The organism is Massilia aurea, from assembly GCF_014200505.1.
Classification (GTDB): Bacteria; Pseudomonadota; Gammaproteobacteria; order Burkholderiales; family Burkholderiaceae_D; genus Telluria; species Telluria aurea_B.
In genome coordinates this window covers 237,972-253,980 of sequence record NZ_JACHBX010000004.1, presented here as the reverse complement: position 1 = coordinate 253,980, position 16,009 = coordinate 237,972, and the positions used below count along the sequence as shown (strand labels likewise).

Below are 16,009 nucleotides of genomic sequence, written 5' to 3'. Positions count from 1 at the left end.
GCCCCCACCTGGACAAGCCCCGAATGCGTTTTGCGAAGAATCTTTTTGTTGGACTGGAAAACCGGTTCCAGCGCTATAGCGCCGTGCTGGCGCAGCCCCGCGCGCCTGGGATGGCCGTGTGGCTGGTGCCGGTGCTGTTTGGCCTGCTGTCAATCGGCCTCGGCCAGGACGACAACTGGGACTTGAGAAACTACCACTGGTACAACGCCTACGCCCTGCTCAATGGCCGGCTCGACCTCGACATGGCGCCCGGCCAGTGGCAGAGCTACTTCAATCCGCTGATCGACGTTCCCTACTACCTGCTCAGCACGACGCTGCCCGGCCCGCTGGTCGGCTTCCTGATGGGTTTTGTGCACGGCCTGAATTTCGTGCTGCTGCTGGCCATCGCGCGCCAGTTGCTGGGCACTGGCAGCAACAGCAACAGCAACAGCAACAGCGGCGGCGGCGGTGCGCGCCTGCCGATCCTGCTGGCCGCGGCTGGCGTGTGCGGCGCCGGCTTCCTGTCGCAACTGGGCAATACCATGGGCGACAACCTGACCGCGCTGCTGGTACTGGGTGCGCTGTACCTGGTGCTGCGCGGCTGGGATAGCCTGCACGGCGCGTCCGGCCGCGTGTTCGCGCTGATGCTGCTGTCCGGGCTGGCGATGGGCCTGGGTACCGGACTGAAACTGACCAATGCACCGTACGCGGTGGCCTTGTGCCTTGCCCTGCTGACGACGCCGGCGTCGTGGGGCGTGCGCCTCGCGCTGGCCGTCACGCAGGGCTGCGCGGTGGCTGTCGGCATCCTGATGGCCGCCGGTTACTGGTGGCTGACGATGTGGGAGCGTTTCGGCAATCCGCTGTTCCCCCAGTTTAACAACGTGTTTCGCAGCCCGCTGGCGCAGCAGCTCGGCGTGATCGACAACCACCACATGCCGCACAATGCGCTCGAAGCGCTGGCCTGGCCACTGGTGTTCATGGTCCAGACCGTGCGGGTATCGGAAATTCCGCTCAAGCTGGCGGTGGTGCCGGCCCTGTACGTGCTGGCGCTGCTGTTCGTGGTGCGGTGGCTGGCCAATACAATGCGCAGCCGGCCGGCAGCAGCGGCGCTGTCGCCGCGCGCCCGCTTCCTGATGGTGTTTGGCCTGGTTGCCTACCTGTTGTGGATGAAGCTGTTCGGCATCTACCGCTATCTGGTGCCACTCGAGTTGCTGGCGCCGCTGATGGTCTGGCTTCTGGTCGAGCGCATGGCCGCCCCGCGCCACGCAGCGCGCATTGGCGGCTGGCTGCTGGCGGCGACGACGCTGGCCGTCTTCCCGTTCGTCTCGTGGGGTCATGCCGGCTGGGCGTCGCAGAATGTCAGCGCCCAGGTGCCGCCGCTGGCGCGCCCGGCCGACACGATCGTGTTCACCGCCCATGGCGACCCGCCGATGGGCTGGCTGGCCACGTTCTTCCCGCGCGACGTGCGCGTGATCGCGCTGGCCGGGGGCTTTCCCGAGTCGCCGGCCTGGCTCGAGCGGATCCAGTCGGCCATCGCCGCGCGCCCGGGACCGCATTACGTGATGCTGGCAGCGGCCCGCAGCGGCAAGGAAGACAGCCTGCAGCGCAAGCGCCGGCTGGCCGATTCGCTCGGCCTGACAGTGGATGCGGCAGGCTGCGAACGGCTCGCCTGGTTCACGACCCGGGTACGTTTCCAGGTCGATGTGCGGCAGGTCGATGAAGAGGGCCGCCGCTGCACGCTCGACCTGCAGCAACGCTATGTGAGCGACCTGCCGGCACGCGACCGGGAAACGCTGGACGTGGCCAAGGCCAGCCTGACGCGCTACGGCCTGGCCATCGATGACGGCGCCTGCGAGACCTATGCGGCGGCGATGGGCGCGGAGCCCTTCCCGTTCCGGTTCTGCCCCGTCACGGTCAAGCCGTGATGCTGCCGGGGCGGCCCTGCGGGGTCGCCTCTTGCTCGTCGCCCTCCCGGGGCGCCTTGCGGTCGTCATACGGCCCGTGCGTCATCCAGTAGTGGCGAAACGCCAGCCGGATATTGTCACGCAGCGTCATGTCGTCCCACGGCTTGGTGTAGAAGCGGTAGATGGCGCCGCGGTTGATCGAATCGAGCACCGCCTCCACGCCCGTATCGCCCGACAGGATGATGCGGATCGTGTCCGGGTACATTTCCTTGACCTTGCTGAGAAACTCGGTCCCGCTCATCACCGGCATACGCTGGTCGCACAGGATCACGTGCACGTGGTACAGCGCCAGCAGTTCGAAGCCTTCGGCGGGCGAGCCTGCGGTCAGCACGCGGTAGCCATCGCGCCGGAACAGCCGGTGCAGCGCGGCCAGCACGTTCGCATCGTCGTCGACGATGAGCAGCGTCTGCACATTGTCGACCACTTCGGGTAGCTGGTCGGGACTGGCACGGTTCGACACCACGAGCGTGGCCAGCTGCGCGGCCGGCAGCGCGCGCGAAAAATAGAAGCCCTGGATTTCGTCGCAGCGGTTGCGCCGCAGGTAGGCCATCTGGGCGCGCGTCTCGACGCCTTCGGCGACCACCTGCATGTGCAGGCTGTGCGCCATGCTGATGATGGCCAGCGCGATCGCCGCGTCGTCCGGGTTGGTGACGATGTCGCGCACGAACGCGATATCGATTTTCAGTTTGTCGATCGGGAAGCGCTTCAGGTAGGCCAGGCTCGAGTAGCCGGTGCCGAAGTCGTCGATCGCGATGCGGATCCCCAGCGCCTTCAGGCGCGTGAGCACCTCGGTAGTGCGCTCGGCATTTTGCATCAGCGCGCTTTCGGTCAGCTCCAGTTCGAGCAGGCCCGCTTCGATGCCGTGGCGTTCGAGGGCGCTGCGCACCACCTCTTCCAAGTCGCCCTCGACGAACTGGCGGCTCGAGACGTTCACCGCCACCCGCACGTCGCGCACGCCGGCCGCGTTCCAGGCCGCGATCTGGCGGCAGGCTTCGTCGATGATCCAGTCGCCCACGCGCACGACCAGGCCGGTTTCTTCCATCACCGGCACGAATTCGGCCGGATACACGAGGCCATAGCCGGGCCGGTTCCAGCGCAGCAGCGCTTCGCTACCGGCGATGCGGCCGGTATTGAGCTCCATCTTGGGCTGGTAGTGCAGCACGAACTGGTTGTCCGCCAGCGCGCCGCGCAGCGCCAGTTCGAGGTCCAGACGCGCCAGCACCTGCACGTTCATGCCGGCAGTGAAGAAGCGGTAGCCGTCGCGCCCTGCTTCCTTGGCCCGCACCATCGCCGTGTCGGCATACTTGACGAGCGTGCCCGGGTCGATCGTGTCGTCCGGGTACATCGCGATGCCGATGCTGGCCGTGAGTGCGGCCTGCTGGCCGTGCAGGTCGAACGGCAGGCGCAGCGATTCGCGCACTTCGTTGGCCATGTTCACGGCGTCCTGCTGCTCGCGCGGCATCGTCAGGATCAGGGCGAATTCATCGCCGCCCAGGCGCCCGACCGAATCGCGCACCCTCACGCAGCGCACCAGGCGCGTGCTGAACTGGCGCAGCAATTCGTCGCCCGGCGCCGTGCCGAGCGAATCGTTGATCACCTTGAAGCGGTCGAGCGTGATGCACAGCACCGCCACGCGCCAGTTCTTGTCCTGGGCCAGCTCGATCGTGCCGCGCAGGTTCTCAAAGAACAGCGTGCGGTTCGGCAGGCCGGTCAGCGCGTCGTAGCTGGCCGCGTGGCGCAGCCGCTCCTGCGCCAGCAGGCGTTCGCTGATGTCGCGCGCCACGGCAATCAGCATGCGCTGGGCATTGCGTTGTCCTTGCGGATCCTGCAGCTTCCAGCTGATTTCCACCGGCACCGAGCCTTCGCCGCCGGCGCGCAGCAGGTCGGTCTCGACGATGTCGGGCTCGGGCGGTCCGCCCTGCGCCGCCGCACCGATATGGCGTTCGAGCTGCGAGCGCGAGGCCAGGCCCAGCGCCACCGGATCGATGCGCAGCAGCGCCTCGCGCGAAAAACCCAGCATGCGGCAGGCGCCTTCGGACACATCGACCATCGCCATATTGGCCGTATCGATCAAAAACAGCGCATCGGGCGTGGCGTCCATCGCGCCGCGAAAGCGCGCCAGTTCGGCGGTGCGCTCGCGCACCTGGCGTTCGAGTTCACTGCCGTAGTCGAGGGATTCGCGGTGCAGCAGGCGCACCTCGAGCAGGTTGCGGATGCGCGTCATGACCTCGACCGTGTCGAACGGCTTGCCGATGAAGTCGCGCGCGCCGGCTTCGAGCGCCGCCAGTTTCTTGTCCGGTTCGGCCGTTACCACCAGCACCGGCAGCCACGAATCGCTCTCCAGGGGCTTCAAGGCCTCCATCACGTCGAAGCCGTCCATGCCGGGCATGTGCAGGTCGAGGATGATCAGGTCGAAGCGGTGCTTCAGGTGCAGCGCGACGACCTGGCGCGGGTCGAACGTCGACGTGACGTTTTCGTAGCCGGTGGTCTTGAGGAGATATTCGAGCAGCTGCACGTTGACCGGTTCGTCATCGACGACCAGGATGCGGGCCCGTCTGATGTCGGACAGGGAAATCATGGGTGGTTCCTTTCGCCTGACGCGGCCAGGTCCGGCCCCTCGGCCAGCGTGCTGTTGATCGCTTCAGTGAATTTTTCGATGTCGATCGGCTTGGTCAGGTAGCGGTGGAAACCCGCCGCCACGCCGCGCTCGATATCGCGCGGCATGGCGTTGGCGGTCAGCGCAATCACCGGGATGTCCGCCGTTTCGGGGTCGGCGCCCAGCTGGCGCAGCACCTCGAAGCCGCTCATGCCAGGCAGGTTCAGGTCCATCAGGATGATATCGGGACGGTGCGCCCGCGCCAGTTGCAGGCCCAGGTGGCCGTCGTGCGCCGACAGCAGGCGCAGATCGCGCCGGAACGCCACGATCTCTTCGACCAGGCGCAGGTTGGCCGGATTGTCCTCGACGTACAGCAGCAGGCGCGGTACGAATTCCGAATCCGAAGCAGACGAGGCCGACCCGTCACCCGCGGGGGCGGTGCGTTCGGCCAGGCTGGACGTGCGCGGCGCGGTGCTGGCCAGTTCGATCCAGAACACGCTGCCCACGCCCGGGCTGCTGCTCACGCCGATCTCGCCGCCCATCAGCTCCACTAGGCGCTTGGTCACTACCAGGCCGATACCGGTGCCTTCCTGGGTGCCCGACTCCTGGCCCAGCCGGTTGAACGGCTGGAACAGGCTGGCGACCTGCTCGGGATTGAGCCCGTTGCCGGTGTCCTGGATCGACAGGCGCATGCGCGTCGGCGTGCACTGGTCGCACGTGAGCACCACGGCGCCCTCGTCGCGGTTGTACTTGACGGCGTTCGACAGCAGGTTGAGCATCACCTGCTTGAGGCGCGTGCGGTCGGCCATCACCACGGCGCCGTCGACATCGGGGAACAGCACCCGCACCTTGCGCGTGGCGGCGATCGGCTCGATCATCGTGCGGCACTCGAGCAGGATGTCGGCCAGCGCGACCGGCTCCATCGACAGCGTAATGGTGCCCGATTCGACCTTGGCCAGGTCGAGGATCTCGTTGATCAGCGTGAGCAGGTGGCGGCCCGACTTGAGGATGTGGTTGGCAAATTCCTTCTTTTGCTCGAGCGTCGACGGCAGCGTGTTGGACGTCAGGATCTGGGCAAAGCCCAGAATCGCATTGAGCGGCGTGCGCAGCTCGTGGCTCATCGACGACAAAAACGCCGACTTGGCCTGGTTGGCGCTGCGCGCTTCTTCGTTGGCGTTGGCCAGTTCGGCGTTGGCCAGCGCCAGCTGCAGCGTGCGTTCATCGACGCGCTGCTCGAGCTGTTCGTTCAGGCGCATCACCTCTTGCTGGGCGTGCGAGCGTTCGGTGGCGGTACGCAGGGTGGCGTTGTGCGAGTCTTCGAGCTCGCGCGTGCGGCCTTCGATCTCCGTCAGCATGGCGTTGAACGAATCGGCCAGCTCGGCCGCCTCGTCGTCGCCGATGCGCGGCGCGCGGCGCGAATAATCGCGTGTGGCCACCACGTCGCGCGCCACTTCGGTGATCGCGATGATCGGCGACGTGAGCACGCGCCCGAAGCGGCGCATGAGCAGGTAGGCGATCGCCATCGCGATCAGGGTCACGCCAACAGCGATGGCAAGGTAATCGATGAAGCGCGCCAGCATGCGGTTCTCGGCGCGCATCACGACGGTGCCGACTGTCTCGCCATTTTCGACGATCGGCTGGCTGACGACCATGATGCCGTTGCCGCTGTCCTCGACCTGGTCGAGCCGTTCGGGTACGGGCTGCTTTTCACCGGCGGCCGAATAGGATGCGAACAGCTGGCCACGCGCATCGTAAATGGCGGCGCCGCGCACCAGGGGACTGGCCCGCAGCAACAGCAGGTCTTCGTTGGCAAGGCGCGGGTCGTCGAACGTGAGTGCGGCAGACGTCATGTGGCCGACCAGTTCGGCGTCGGTCGACAGGTCATTGACGAGCGTGCGGTGATAGCTGCGCAGGTCGTAGGCCACCACCAGGGCGATCGAGACCAGCAGTGCGACGAGTGTGGTCGTCATCACCATCGCTACCAGCTTTTTGCGGATCGAGCGCTGGCGGCTCATGCTTCCTCCCCGAGCCGTTTCACGAAACGGCTACGCGTGTGCGCGGGGCGCTGACCCGGTTGGGCTGGCGACTTCACGATCGGGCCAACCCTGGCTGGCCACATGCGATGCGTCCGTACGGCATTGTAAGATCTACGTAAAACAAAAAAGAGGCATCCAGCCACAGAGGCCAGCTGCGTTCCAGCATAGCAGTCCGGCCAAGCCGCATGTCGCACGGAACATCGATCCGGACCCGACAACAAGTTTGCCTTCGATGTGCCCATGCCGGGAGCATAGCATCTTTACGTACGGCAATATGCAACCCGGCACGGCGCTGCCGCCAGCATGCCGTAGCGGCACACTGCGCGCTAGAATGGGATCACCCGGACAAGCCCGTCCGCCGACTGCACAAGGAGACGCACGTGACGCATGAACTTACCGATCTTGCAAATCAGGTCAGCCAGACGCTTGGCGCCAAAAAACTGATGCTGGCCACGGCCGAATCCTGTACTGGCGGGGGCATCGCCCAGGCACTCACCGATATCCCCGGCTCGAGCGACTGGTTCGATCGCGGCTTCGTCACCTATTCGAACACGGCCAAGAACGACATGCTGGACGTGTCCGACGCCGTCATCGCGCAATTTGGCGCCGTCAGCGAAGAAGTGGCCGCCGCCATGGCCGCCGGCGCCGTTGCCAACAGCAGCGCCGACGTGGCGGTCTCGACCACGGGCATCGCCGGCCCGAGCGGCGGCGTGCCCGGCAAGCCGATCGGCACCGTGTGCTTCGGCTGGGCGCGGGGCGAGCATGTGCAGACCGAGCGCCTCGTGTTCCAGGGCGACCGCCAGGCCGTGCGCGCGCAGGCCGTGGCGCATGCGCTGCGCGGGCTGCTGCGCTTCGTCGAATAGACGGGTAATGGCAGCGCCGGCCCACGCCTTTCGTGCGTATCCGCGATAATAGCGTGTTGTGTGAGGCCTGTTCGACGGTGTCCTGCAGCCCCCCACCCTGCCGGCTGGCCAGGGCGTCGCCTGGCCGACGCCGGCGTCGTTGCCAATGAATTATCTGGAGAATGCTTGAATATTCCTACCCTGATGGTCCCGCTGATGCTGGCCGCTGCGCCGGCCTCCGGCCCGGCCCAGGCGCAGCCCCCCGCCCCTGCGTCGTCACCGGCAGCCGCGCCGGTGCCGGCGATCGCCTTTGACAAGCTGGTGCTGCCCAACGGCCTGCAAGTGATCCTGGTCGAAGACAAGCGCCTGCCGATCGTGGCCGTGAACCTGTGGTACCACGTCGGCCCGGCCAACGAGGCGCCCGGCCTGACGGGCTTTGCCCACCTGTTCGAGCACATGATGTTCGCCGCCACCGCGCACATCCCGCGCGGCATGGCCGACCGCCTGCTCGAAGGCGCCGGCGCGACCGACAGCAATGGCGGCACGGGGTACGACAGCACCAGCTACTACGACACCGTGCCGTCGAACCAGCTCGAACTGGCGCTGTGGGTGCACGCCGACCGTATGGGCTACCTGCTCGACGTGCTCGACCAGCAGGCGCTGACCAACCAGCAGGACGTCGTGCGCAACGAACGGCGCCAGACCGTCGAGGGCGAGCCGTATGGCATCGTCGAGGAAGCGCTGGCGCGCACGCTGTTCCCGCAGGGGCACCCGTACGCGGCCTCGATCATCGGTTCGCACGCCGACATCCAGAGCGCACGCCTGGAAGACGTGCGCGCCTTCTTCACCCAATACTATGGCCCCAACAATGCCAGCCTGGTAATCGCCGGCGACATCGACAAGCAAACCGTGCGTGAGCTGGTCACGCGCTACTTCGGCGGCCTCCGGCGCGGGCCGGACGTGGTGCGCCCGCACGTGGTCACGCCCCCGATCACGGCCGAACGCCGCGTCGTCGTGCGCGACCGCGTCGAGCTGCCGCGCGTGTTCATGGGCTGGCTCACGCCGCCGGCGTATCAACCGGGCGACGCCGAGCTGATGGTGGCGGCCACGATCCTGGGCGGCGGCAAGTCGAGCCGCCTGTACAAATCGCTCGTCTACGAACGTCAGATCGCGCAGGACGTCTCGGCCTCGCAAGGCTCGCTCGGCCTGGCCTCGACCTTCGTCATCGACGTGACAGCGCGCGCCGGCCACACGCCGCAAGAGATCGAAGCGGCGATCGACGCCGAACTGGCCCTGCTGCGCACTGAAGGCCCGACGGCGCGCGAGGTCGAACGCGCGCGCAACAGCCTGGAGACGTCGCTGCTGGCGTCGCTGGAAAAGCTGGGCGGCGACGGCCTGGCCGAGCAGCTCAATCACTACAACCTGTACACGGGCGACCCGGGCTACCTGGACAAGGACCTGGCGCGCCTGCGCCGCATCGACGCCGCCGCTGTCCAGCGTGCGGTGCAGACCTGGCTGCCGCAGCAGGCGCGCGCCGTCGTCACGGGCGTGCCGGGCAAGCCGAAGGTGGACGATCCGCGCATTGGCAAGGCCGCCCGCACCGCGGCCGCGCCAACGCCGGTGGCGCCGGTCAACGTGGCCGAAGCATGGCGTGCGACGCCGCCCAAGGCCGGCCCGGCGCCCCGCTTCAGGCAGCCTCGCGGCGAGACCTTCACGCTGGCTAATGGCCTGACCGTCATCCACTACCGCAATCCGGCGCTGCCGCTCGTGTCGAGCCAGCTCGTGGTGCGTAGCGGCGGCGCGGCAAATCCACCCGACCTGCCCGGCCTGGCCGGTTTTACCGCCCAGATGCTTGAAGAAGGCACGGCCACGCGCAGCGCGCCGGCCATCGCCGACGACATCGCCCAGCTGGGCGCTTTCATGGACACGGGCAGCAGCGACGACGTCTCCACCGTCTCGCTGCTGGCCCTGACGTCCACCTTTGCGCGCGCGCTGGACATCGTCGCCGACATCGTCCAGCGCCCGGCATTCCCGGCCGCCGAGATCGAGCGCCAGCGCCAGGACCGCCTTGGCGCGCTCACGCAGCAGCGCGACGACCCGGAAACCGTCGCTGCGCTGGCAGCGGCAGGCGCGCTGTTTGGCGCCGGTCACCCGAAAGGCTATGGCCAGCTGGGCCTGGAACCGGCCATCCGGCGCACGACGCGGGATGACATCGTCGGCTTCTGGCGCCGCCATTACGTGCCGTCGAACGCGGCGCTGGTGGTCACGGGCGACATCACGCGCGCCGAACTGGAAGCGCTGGCGCAGGCGCAGTTCGGTGGCTGGATGGCGTTTGATGCCCCAGCGGCTGCGGTTGGCCCGGCCAAACCGACGGCTGCGCGGCTGGTCGTGATCGATCAGCCGGACGCTGGCCAGACAGCGCTGCAGGTGGCGACGATGGGCCCGGCGCGCGACACGCCCGACTTCCCGGCTCTGCAAATCATGAACGGGGTGCTGGGCGGGATGTTCTCGAGCCGGCTCAACAACAATCTGCGCGAGACGCGCGGGCTGACCTACGGGATCCATTCGCACTTCGACTACGACCGCCAGCCGGCGCCGTTTTCGGTGGAAGCCAGCGTGCAGCAGGACGCGACCGGTGAAGCGGTGCGCGAAATCCTGCGCGAAGTCGCGCTGCTGCGCGACCAGCCGATCTCCGCCGACGAGCTGGCGGCGGCGCGCAATGCGCAGCTGCTGTCGCTGCCGGGGCAGTTCGAGACCAACGCGGACATCGGTGCGAGCCTGACGGAGTTGTTCGTCTATGGTTTGCCGGCGGATTACTACGACAGCCTGGCTACGCACCTGGCGGGCGTTGGCGTCGACGACGTGCAGGCGGTCGCACGCCGCTGGCTCGATCCGGACCGGATGATCGTGGTGGCGGTGGGCGAACGGAAAAAAATCCTGCCGCAGTTGCAGAAGCTGGGATTGGGGCAGCCGGAGATTCGGGATGACGATGGGCAGGTGAGCAACAAGCCACGTCACTGAACCGGTATAGAACCACACCGCGCGCTACGCCGTGCTTGCCCGGCACGGTTCTTTGCACTAACATGTGAACACCTATTCACATGTTAGAGTCTCATGCACGAACACATTCATACGCACCCGGCCGCCCAGCCGATTGCCCCGCCGCCCGAGGAAGCGATCGGCCAACTGGCCGACCTGTTCCACCTGCTGGGTGACGCGACGCGCCTGCGCATCGTGCTGGCCTGCCTGACGCAGCCTACGGCCGTGGGCGACATCGCCAATACGCTGTCGCTGTCGAGTTCGCTGGTCAGCCACCATCTGCGCCTGCTGCGCGCCGCCCGCATCGTCAAGGCCGAGCGCCAGGGCAAACAAGTCTTTTACGCAGCTGCCGACGCCCACATCAGCAGCCTGCTTTCCACCATGTTCGAGCACATCGCCGAACCCGCCACCGGAATGGACGCATGAGCCAACATCACCAGCACGATCATGACCACGATCATGGTCACGAGGACAAGCACGATCACAAGCACGACGACCATGACCACGGTCACGGCTTTGGCCACCATCACCATCACATCCCTTCACTCGACGGGAACGGGCGCGCCTTTGCGCTGGCGATCGGGCTCAACATGGCCTTTGTCATCATCGAATTCGCCTACGGCTTCATCGCGCACTCGACGGCGCTGATGGCCGACGCCGGTCACAACCTGTCTGACGTGCTGGGCCTGGTGCTGGCCTGGGGCGCGGCGGTGCTGGCCAAAAGCGTGCCAAGCGGCCGCTACACCTACGGCCTGCGCGGCTCGTCGATCCTGGCGGCAATGGGCAACGGCCTGCTGCTGATGGTCGCCTGCGGCGCCATCGCCTGGGAAGCGGTGCAGCGCTTCGCCGAACCGGCGCCCGTGGCCGGGGCCACGGTGTCGATCGTTGCCGCCATCGGCGTGCTGATCAACGGCTTTTCGGCCTGGCTGTTCCTGGCTGGCAGCAAGGGCGACCTGAACATCCGCGGCGCCTACCTGCACATGGCGGCCGATGCGGCGCTGTCGCTGGGCGTGGCGATCTCGGGCCTGATCATCATGTTCTGGGGCTGGACCTGGATCGATCCGGCGGTGAGCCTGGTGATCGTGGTGGTCATCGTGCTGGGTACATGGTCGCTGCTGCGAGAATCGGTGCAGCTGTCGATGGCGGCCGTGCCGCCCGGCGTGGATGCCGACAAGGTGCGCGCCTTCCTGCTCGCGCAGCCCGGCGTAGCCGACCTGCACGACCTGCACATCTGGGCGCTGAGCACGACCGAGACGGCGCTGACGGCGCACGTCGTGATGCCCGCCGGGTATCCGGGCGATGCAGCGATCGATGCGATGGTGGACGGGTTAAGCGCGCAGTTCGCGATTCATCACTGCACGCTGCAGGTCGAGGAAGGCACGACCCATCATCACTGCACGTTGCACGGGCAAGCGCACTGAAGAACCGGCGCGGCCCGAAAGCGGGCCGCGCTGTTAAAGCATTACTTCACGTTGAGCAGTTCAACGTCGAAGATCAGGTCCGAGTCCGGCGGAATCATCCCGCCACCCGCGCCACGCTTGCCGTAGGCCAGCGCGCTCGGGATGATCAGCGTGCGCTTGCCGCCCACCTTCATGCCCGCCACGCCCTGCTCCCAGCCCTTGATCACACGGCCCGCGCCCAGCTGGAATTCCAGCGGATCGCGGCCATTGTCGAGCGACGAGTCGAACTTGCGGCCGCGCTGCTGCTTGGCCAGCGGCTTGTGGAACCAGCCCGTGTAATTGACGACGACATTGCTGCCCAGTGATGCTTCCTTGCCGGTGCCGACCACCCGGTCGACGATCTCGACCTGCGGTGCCTGGGTTGCAGCGGTGCCCGGCGGCGTGACCGGGGCAGCAGCAGGCGCGGTGGCTGGCTGCTGCGCTTCCGGTGGCGGCTGGGTCGCTGGCTTGCTGGCGTCCTGTGCGCCTTCCTGGGCCTGGGCGCTGCCTGCCACCAGGAGCAGGGCGATGACTGCGGATCGACGAATCATGTGTGCTCTTCCATCAAAAGGTCGCAACCGGGCGGTTGCATCTGGCACCTATGATAGCAAGGCGGCCTCAGCTTGCACAGTTTGCCCGGCGGCTGCAGTGACAGCCTGCGCCTGGGCATTGGCCCCCTCGGCCAGCCGGCGCAGTACCTGCCCCGCCGTTACCATGCCGAAGGTGGCGGTCACCACCATGCACGAACCGAATCCGGCGCAGTTCAGGCCCGTGATGCCGTTGTCATCGATCTCGCAGGCGTCCCCCGTGTCCGGATACCGCAGGGGCTCCATCGAAAACACGGCATCGATGTGGTACTTCTGCTTTTCGCCGCGCGAAAAACCGTATTGCGCGCGCAGCAGCTTGCGCACTTTTTTCAGCAGCGGTTCCTGCTCGGTGCGGGCCAGGTCGCGGATCTCGACCTTGGTCGGATCGATCTGCCCGCCGGCGCCGCCCACGACCACGAGCGGCATCTTGTTGGCGCTGCACCAGGCGATTAGCGCGGCTTTCGGCTTGACACTGTCAATCGCATCGACGACGTAATCGAAGCCCTGGTTGGCCACCAGCGTCTCGATGTTCTCCAGGTCGATGAAGTCCTCGACCAGGGTCACCTGGCAAAACGAATTGATCTCCGCGATGCGCTGGCGCAGCGCTTCGATCTTCGGCATGCCGATGGTCGATGACAGCGCCTGGATCTGGCGGTTGATGTTCGATTCAGCGACGTTGTCGAGATCGATCAGGGTCAGGTGGCCAATGGCGCTGCGCGCCAGCGCCTCGACCACCCACGAACCGACGCCGCCGACGCCGATCACGCAAACGTGCGCCGCGCGGAAACGTTCCAGCGCAGGCTCACCATACAGGCGTCCGATGCCGCCGAAGCGGCGTGCAAAATCGACATCCTCCGTGGGCGTCGCCGCTGGTGCTTGCTCAAGTAATTGATTCATCCCGATATTGTAGCGGACAGGTGTTTCGCGACTACACTAGAATAATCGTTCGTCAACCAAATAACCTGCGTGTCTCCCACAGAACAATGACCTCTCTCCTGCCCGACACCGCCCCCGATTTCTCCCAGCCGATCGCCGTGCTCAAGCATTGCCATGGCCGCATCCGCAAACAACTGTCCACCCTCGAAAAGCTGCTGCCGCACCTGGCCGAACATGGCGTCGACAAGCAGGCGCGCGACGCCGCCGGCGCCGTGCTGCGCTACTTCGACAAGGCGGCGCACCTGCACCACGACGATGAAGAACAGGACCTGATCCCGATGCTGCGCGCCACCGCGCAGGGCGACGACGCCGCCACGCTGCAGGCGCTGGCGCCGACGATCGTGCAGGACCACAATGACATGGATGCCCTGTGGCAAGACCTGCACGAGCAACTGACCGCCATCGAAGCCGGCACCGGCACTATGCTCTCCAGCACGGCCGTCGAGCGCTTCGTCGCCCGCTACACGGCGCACATGGAACGCGAGGAAAGCACGATGGCGCCGATGGCGATGCGCCTGTTCTCGCCCGAGCAGATGGCGCAACTGGGCCAGGCGATGCAGCGCCGCCGTGGCCTGCTGGCGCCCGAGGCGTTTGACCAGCCGGTGGCATCGGCCACGACGGCAGCCAAGACAGCCGGCGTCGGCCAGGCAGTGGCCGATCTGCGCCAGGATTACGGTCAGGCCAGCCTGAATGAAGACGATGTGCTGGATGACCCGATCGCGCAGTTCACCACCTGGTTCGAGCAGGCACTGGCGGCGCAAGTGAACGAGCCGAATGCGATGACGCTGGCAACCGTCGGCCCGGGCAACCGGCCAAGTTCGCGCATCGTGCTGATCAAGCAATTCGATCCACGCGGTTTTACCTGGTACACCAATTACGACAGCCAGAAGGCGCAGGAACTGCGCGGCAACAACCAGGCCGCCCTGCTCTTCTTCTGGAGCGAGCTCGAGCGCCAGATCCGCATCGAAGGCCGCGTCGAAATGACGTCGAGCGAAGAAAGCGACCATTATTTCCGCAGCCGCCCGCTCAAGAGCCGGGTCGCGGCGATCGCGTCGCAACAAAGCAGCCCGATTGCCAATCGCGCCGCGCTGGAAGCGAATTACGACGCCGTGGCGCAGGCTGCCGGCGACGATCCGGCGCGCCCCGACAACTGGGGCGGTTTCCGCCTAGTGCCGGAGCGCATCGAGTTCTGGCAAGGCCGCCGCTCGCGCTTTCATGACCGGATCGTCTACCAGCGCCAGCCGGACGGCAGCTGGACGCGTAGCCGTCTTCAGCCGTAGGGTGGGCGGCTAGGCCGCCCACGCGGTGATGGTTGGCAGCGAGATCATTCGGCGCGCGATCGGCACCGATATCGATCACCGCGTGGACGGCACAGCCGTCCACCCTACCTCAGTCGTTCCGCAAACGTGGCGCGGAATTTGCTGACCTTCGGCGCCACCACGAACGCGCAATACCCCTGCAACGGGTGTTGCGCGAAGTAGTTCTGATGGTAGTCCTCGGCCTTGTACCAGGTTTCTTGTGGCGATACCTGCGTCACCAGCGGCGCATCCCACACCATGGCCATCTCGGCCATCACGGTGCGCGCGACGGCGTCCTGCGCCGGCGACGTCGTGAAGATCACCGACCGGTATTGCGTGCCAACGTCATTGCCCTGGCGATTCAATGTCGTCGGATCGTGGATCGTGAAGAATATCTCGAGAATGTCGTGGTAGCTGATGACCGACGGATCGAATTCCAGGCGCACCACCTCAGCATGGCCGGTGGTGCCGTTGCAAACGGCCTCGTAGGTCGGGTGAGCGGCATGACCGCCCATATAGCCCGACTCCACGCGCGTGACGCCGCGTGCTTCGAGAAACACCGCCTCGATGCACCAGAAGCAGCCGCCCCCGAGGATGGCGACGTCGCCCGTTGTTTGCTCACTCATGATGAACCTTGTTTCGTAAAATTTCGATAAGCTTAATGTAGCGCAAAGCCCGGCTATCCGCTGTATTGACCCGCTGCCGATACGGCGAGAGAGCATGGCGCGGCAAGCTTGCGCAGGACGGTGGCATAATGAGCGTCACAGTTCCAGGAATACCATGAATACACTTTCTGCCCGCGCGACCACGCGCGGCTTCGATACGACCCATTTCCGCCAGGCGCTGTCGCAGTTTGCGACCGGCGTCACCGTCATTACGACCCGCCTGGCCGACGGCACCTTCCGTGGCCTGACGGCCAGCTCGTTCAACTCGGTTTCGCTCGACCCGCCGCTGGTGCTGTGGAGCCTGGGCGCCGGGGCGAACAGCATGCCGATCTTCAGCGGCAACTCGCATTACGTGATCAATGTGCTGTCCGCCGGTCAGGAAGACCTGGCGATGCGCTTTGCGCGGCGCGGCGAAAACCCGTTCGAGGGCGTCGACTACGAGCTGTCGCGGACTGGCCTGCCGATCCTCAAGGGCGTGTCGGCCTGGTTCGAATGCCACAACCGCAGCCGCTACCCGGAGGGTGATCACGTCATCTTCGTCGGCGAGGTCGAAGAGTGCCAGTTGCAGCCGCAACCAGCGCTGATTTTCCACGGCGGCAAGTTCGGCAGCACGACCAGTCAAAAATGA

At 66.3% G+C, this 16,009-nt stretch carries 12 protein-coding genes; 7 read left to right on the top strand and 5 right to left on the bottom strand.

Annotated features, from left to right (window positions below; all coding sequences use genetic code 11):
• The first annotated feature begins 23 nt into the window (after window positions 1-23).
• Window positions 24-1,904 (top strand): hypothetical protein, encoded by a 1,881-nt coding sequence (locus HD842_RS18210; protein ID WP_183556170.1) that lies wholly within the window; start codon window positions 24-26, stop codon window positions 1,902-1,904.
• Here HD842_RS18210 and HD842_RS18205 read toward each other — a convergent pair.
• The gene (locus HD842_RS18205; RefSeq protein WP_183556169.1) at window positions 1,894-4,521 is read right to left on the bottom strand and encodes an EAL domain-containing protein; all 2,628 of its coding nucleotides are present in this window, start codon (window positions 4,519-4,521) and stop codon (window positions 1,894-1,896) included. The genes HD842_RS18210 and HD842_RS18205 overlap by 11 nt on opposite strands.
• Complete coding sequence (locus HD842_RS18200) at window positions 4,518-6,554, bottom strand: ATP-binding protein (protein WP_183556168.1); 2,037 nt, start codon at window positions 6,552-6,554, stop codon at window positions 4,518-4,520. Before HD842_RS18200 ends, HD842_RS18205 begins: the two co-directional genes overlap by 4 nt.
• Window positions 6,555-6,955: 401 nt before the next feature.
• On the opposite strand from HD842_RS18200, the gene HD842_RS18195 reads away from it, so the two are divergent.
• From HD842_RS18195 to HD842_RS18180, 4 genes are all read left to right on the top strand, one after another.
• Complete coding sequence (locus tag HD842_RS18195; protein ID WP_183556167.1) at window positions 6,956-7,438, top strand: CinA family protein; 483 nt, start codon at window positions 6,956-6,958, stop codon at window positions 7,436-7,438.
• Window positions 7,439-7,603: 165 nt separating this feature from the next.
• Window positions 7,604-10,438, top strand: coding sequence for a M16 family metallopeptidase (locus tag HD842_RS18190; protein WP_229424825.1), 2,835 nt, complete (start codon window positions 7,604-7,606; stop codon window positions 10,436-10,438).
• A 93-nt stretch (window positions 10,439-10,531) separates the two neighbouring features.
• Window positions 10,532-10,882, top strand: a complete 351-nt coding sequence (locus tag HD842_RS18185; RefSeq protein ID WP_183556166.1) for an ArsR/SmtB family transcription factor — start codon at window positions 10,532-10,534, stop codon at window positions 10,880-10,882.
• Window positions 10,879-11,877, top strand: coding sequence for a cation diffusion facilitator family transporter (locus HD842_RS18180; RefSeq protein WP_183556165.1), 999 nt, complete (start codon window positions 10,879-10,881; stop codon window positions 11,875-11,877). Before HD842_RS18185 ends, HD842_RS18180 begins: the two co-directional genes overlap by 4 nt.
• A 41-nt stretch (window positions 11,878-11,918) precedes the next feature.
• Here HD842_RS18180 and HD842_RS18175 read toward each other — a convergent pair whose 3' ends face one another.
• Window positions 11,919-12,446 carry an FKBP-type peptidyl-prolyl cis-trans isomerase gene (locus HD842_RS18175; protein WP_183556164.1) on the bottom strand — a complete coding sequence of 176 codons (528 nt, stop codon included), beginning with the start codon at window positions 12,444-12,446 and terminating at the stop codon, window positions 11,919-11,921.
• A 48-nt stretch (window positions 12,447-12,494) separates the two neighbouring features.
• Window positions 12,495-13,379, bottom strand: coding sequence for a tRNA cyclic N6-threonylcarbamoyladenosine(37) synthase TcdA (gene tcdA, locus HD842_RS18170; RefSeq protein WP_183556163.1), 885 nt, complete (start codon window positions 13,377-13,379; stop codon window positions 12,495-12,497).
• Between the two features lie 86 nt (window positions 13,380-13,465).
• Between tcdA and pdxH the strand changes: the two genes are divergently transcribed.
• Window positions 13,466-14,698, top strand: coding sequence for a pyridoxamine 5'-phosphate oxidase (gene pdxH, locus HD842_RS18165; RefSeq protein ID WP_183556162.1), 1,233 nt, complete (start codon window positions 13,466-13,468; stop codon window positions 14,696-14,698).
• Window positions 14,699-14,802: 104 nt separating this feature from the next.
• On the opposite strand, the gene msrA is transcribed toward pdxH, so the two are convergent.
• The gene (msrA, locus tag HD842_RS18160; protein WP_183556161.1) at window positions 14,803-15,342 is read right to left on the bottom strand and encodes a peptide-methionine (S)-S-oxide reductase MsrA; all 540 of its coding nucleotides are present in this window, start codon (window positions 15,340-15,342) and stop codon (window positions 14,803-14,805) included.
• A 154-nt stretch (window positions 15,343-15,496) separates the two neighbouring features.
• On the opposite strand from msrA, the gene HD842_RS18155 reads away from it, so the two are divergent.
• Window positions 15,497-16,009: a flavin reductase family protein gene (locus tag HD842_RS18155; protein WP_183556160.1), complete on the top strand. Its 513-nt coding sequence runs from the start codon at window positions 15,497-15,499 to the stop codon at window positions 16,007-16,009.

Coding starts and splice junctions, on each gene's coding strand:
- HD842_RS18210 (WP_183556170.1), top strand. CDS start 24: ATGCGTTTTGCGAAGAATCTTTTTGTTGGACTGGAAAACCGGTTCCAG.
- msrA (WP_183556161.1), bottom strand. CDS start 15,342: ATGAGTGAGCAAACAACGGGCGACGTCGCCATCCTCGGGGGCGGCTGC.
- HD842_RS18200 (WP_183556168.1), bottom strand. CDS start 6,554: ATGAGCCGCCAGCGCTCGATCCGCAAAAAGCTGGTAGCGATGGTGATG.
- HD842_RS18185 (WP_183556166.1), top strand. CDS start 10,532: ATGCACGAACACATTCATACGCACCCGGCCGCCCAGCCGATTGCCCCG.
- HD842_RS18180 (WP_183556165.1), top strand. CDS start 10,879: ATGAGCCAACATCACCAGCACGATCATGACCACGATCATGGTCACGAG.
- tcdA (WP_183556163.1), bottom strand. CDS start 13,379: ATGAATCAATTACTTGAGCAAGCACCAGCGGCGACGCCCACGGAGGAT.
- HD842_RS18175 (WP_183556164.1), bottom strand. CDS start 12,446: ATGATTCGTCGATCCGCAGTCATCGCCCTGCTCCTGGTGGCAGGCAGC.
- HD842_RS18155 (WP_183556160.1), top strand. CDS start 15,497: ATGAATACACTTTCTGCCCGCGCGACCACGCGCGGCTTCGATACGACC.
- HD842_RS18205 (WP_183556169.1), bottom strand. CDS start 4,521: ATGATTTCCCTGTCCGACATCAGACGGGCCCGCATCCTGGTCGTCGAT.
- pdxH (WP_183556162.1), top strand. CDS start 13,466: ATGACCTCTCTCCTGCCCGACACCGCCCCCGATTTCTCCCAGCCGATC.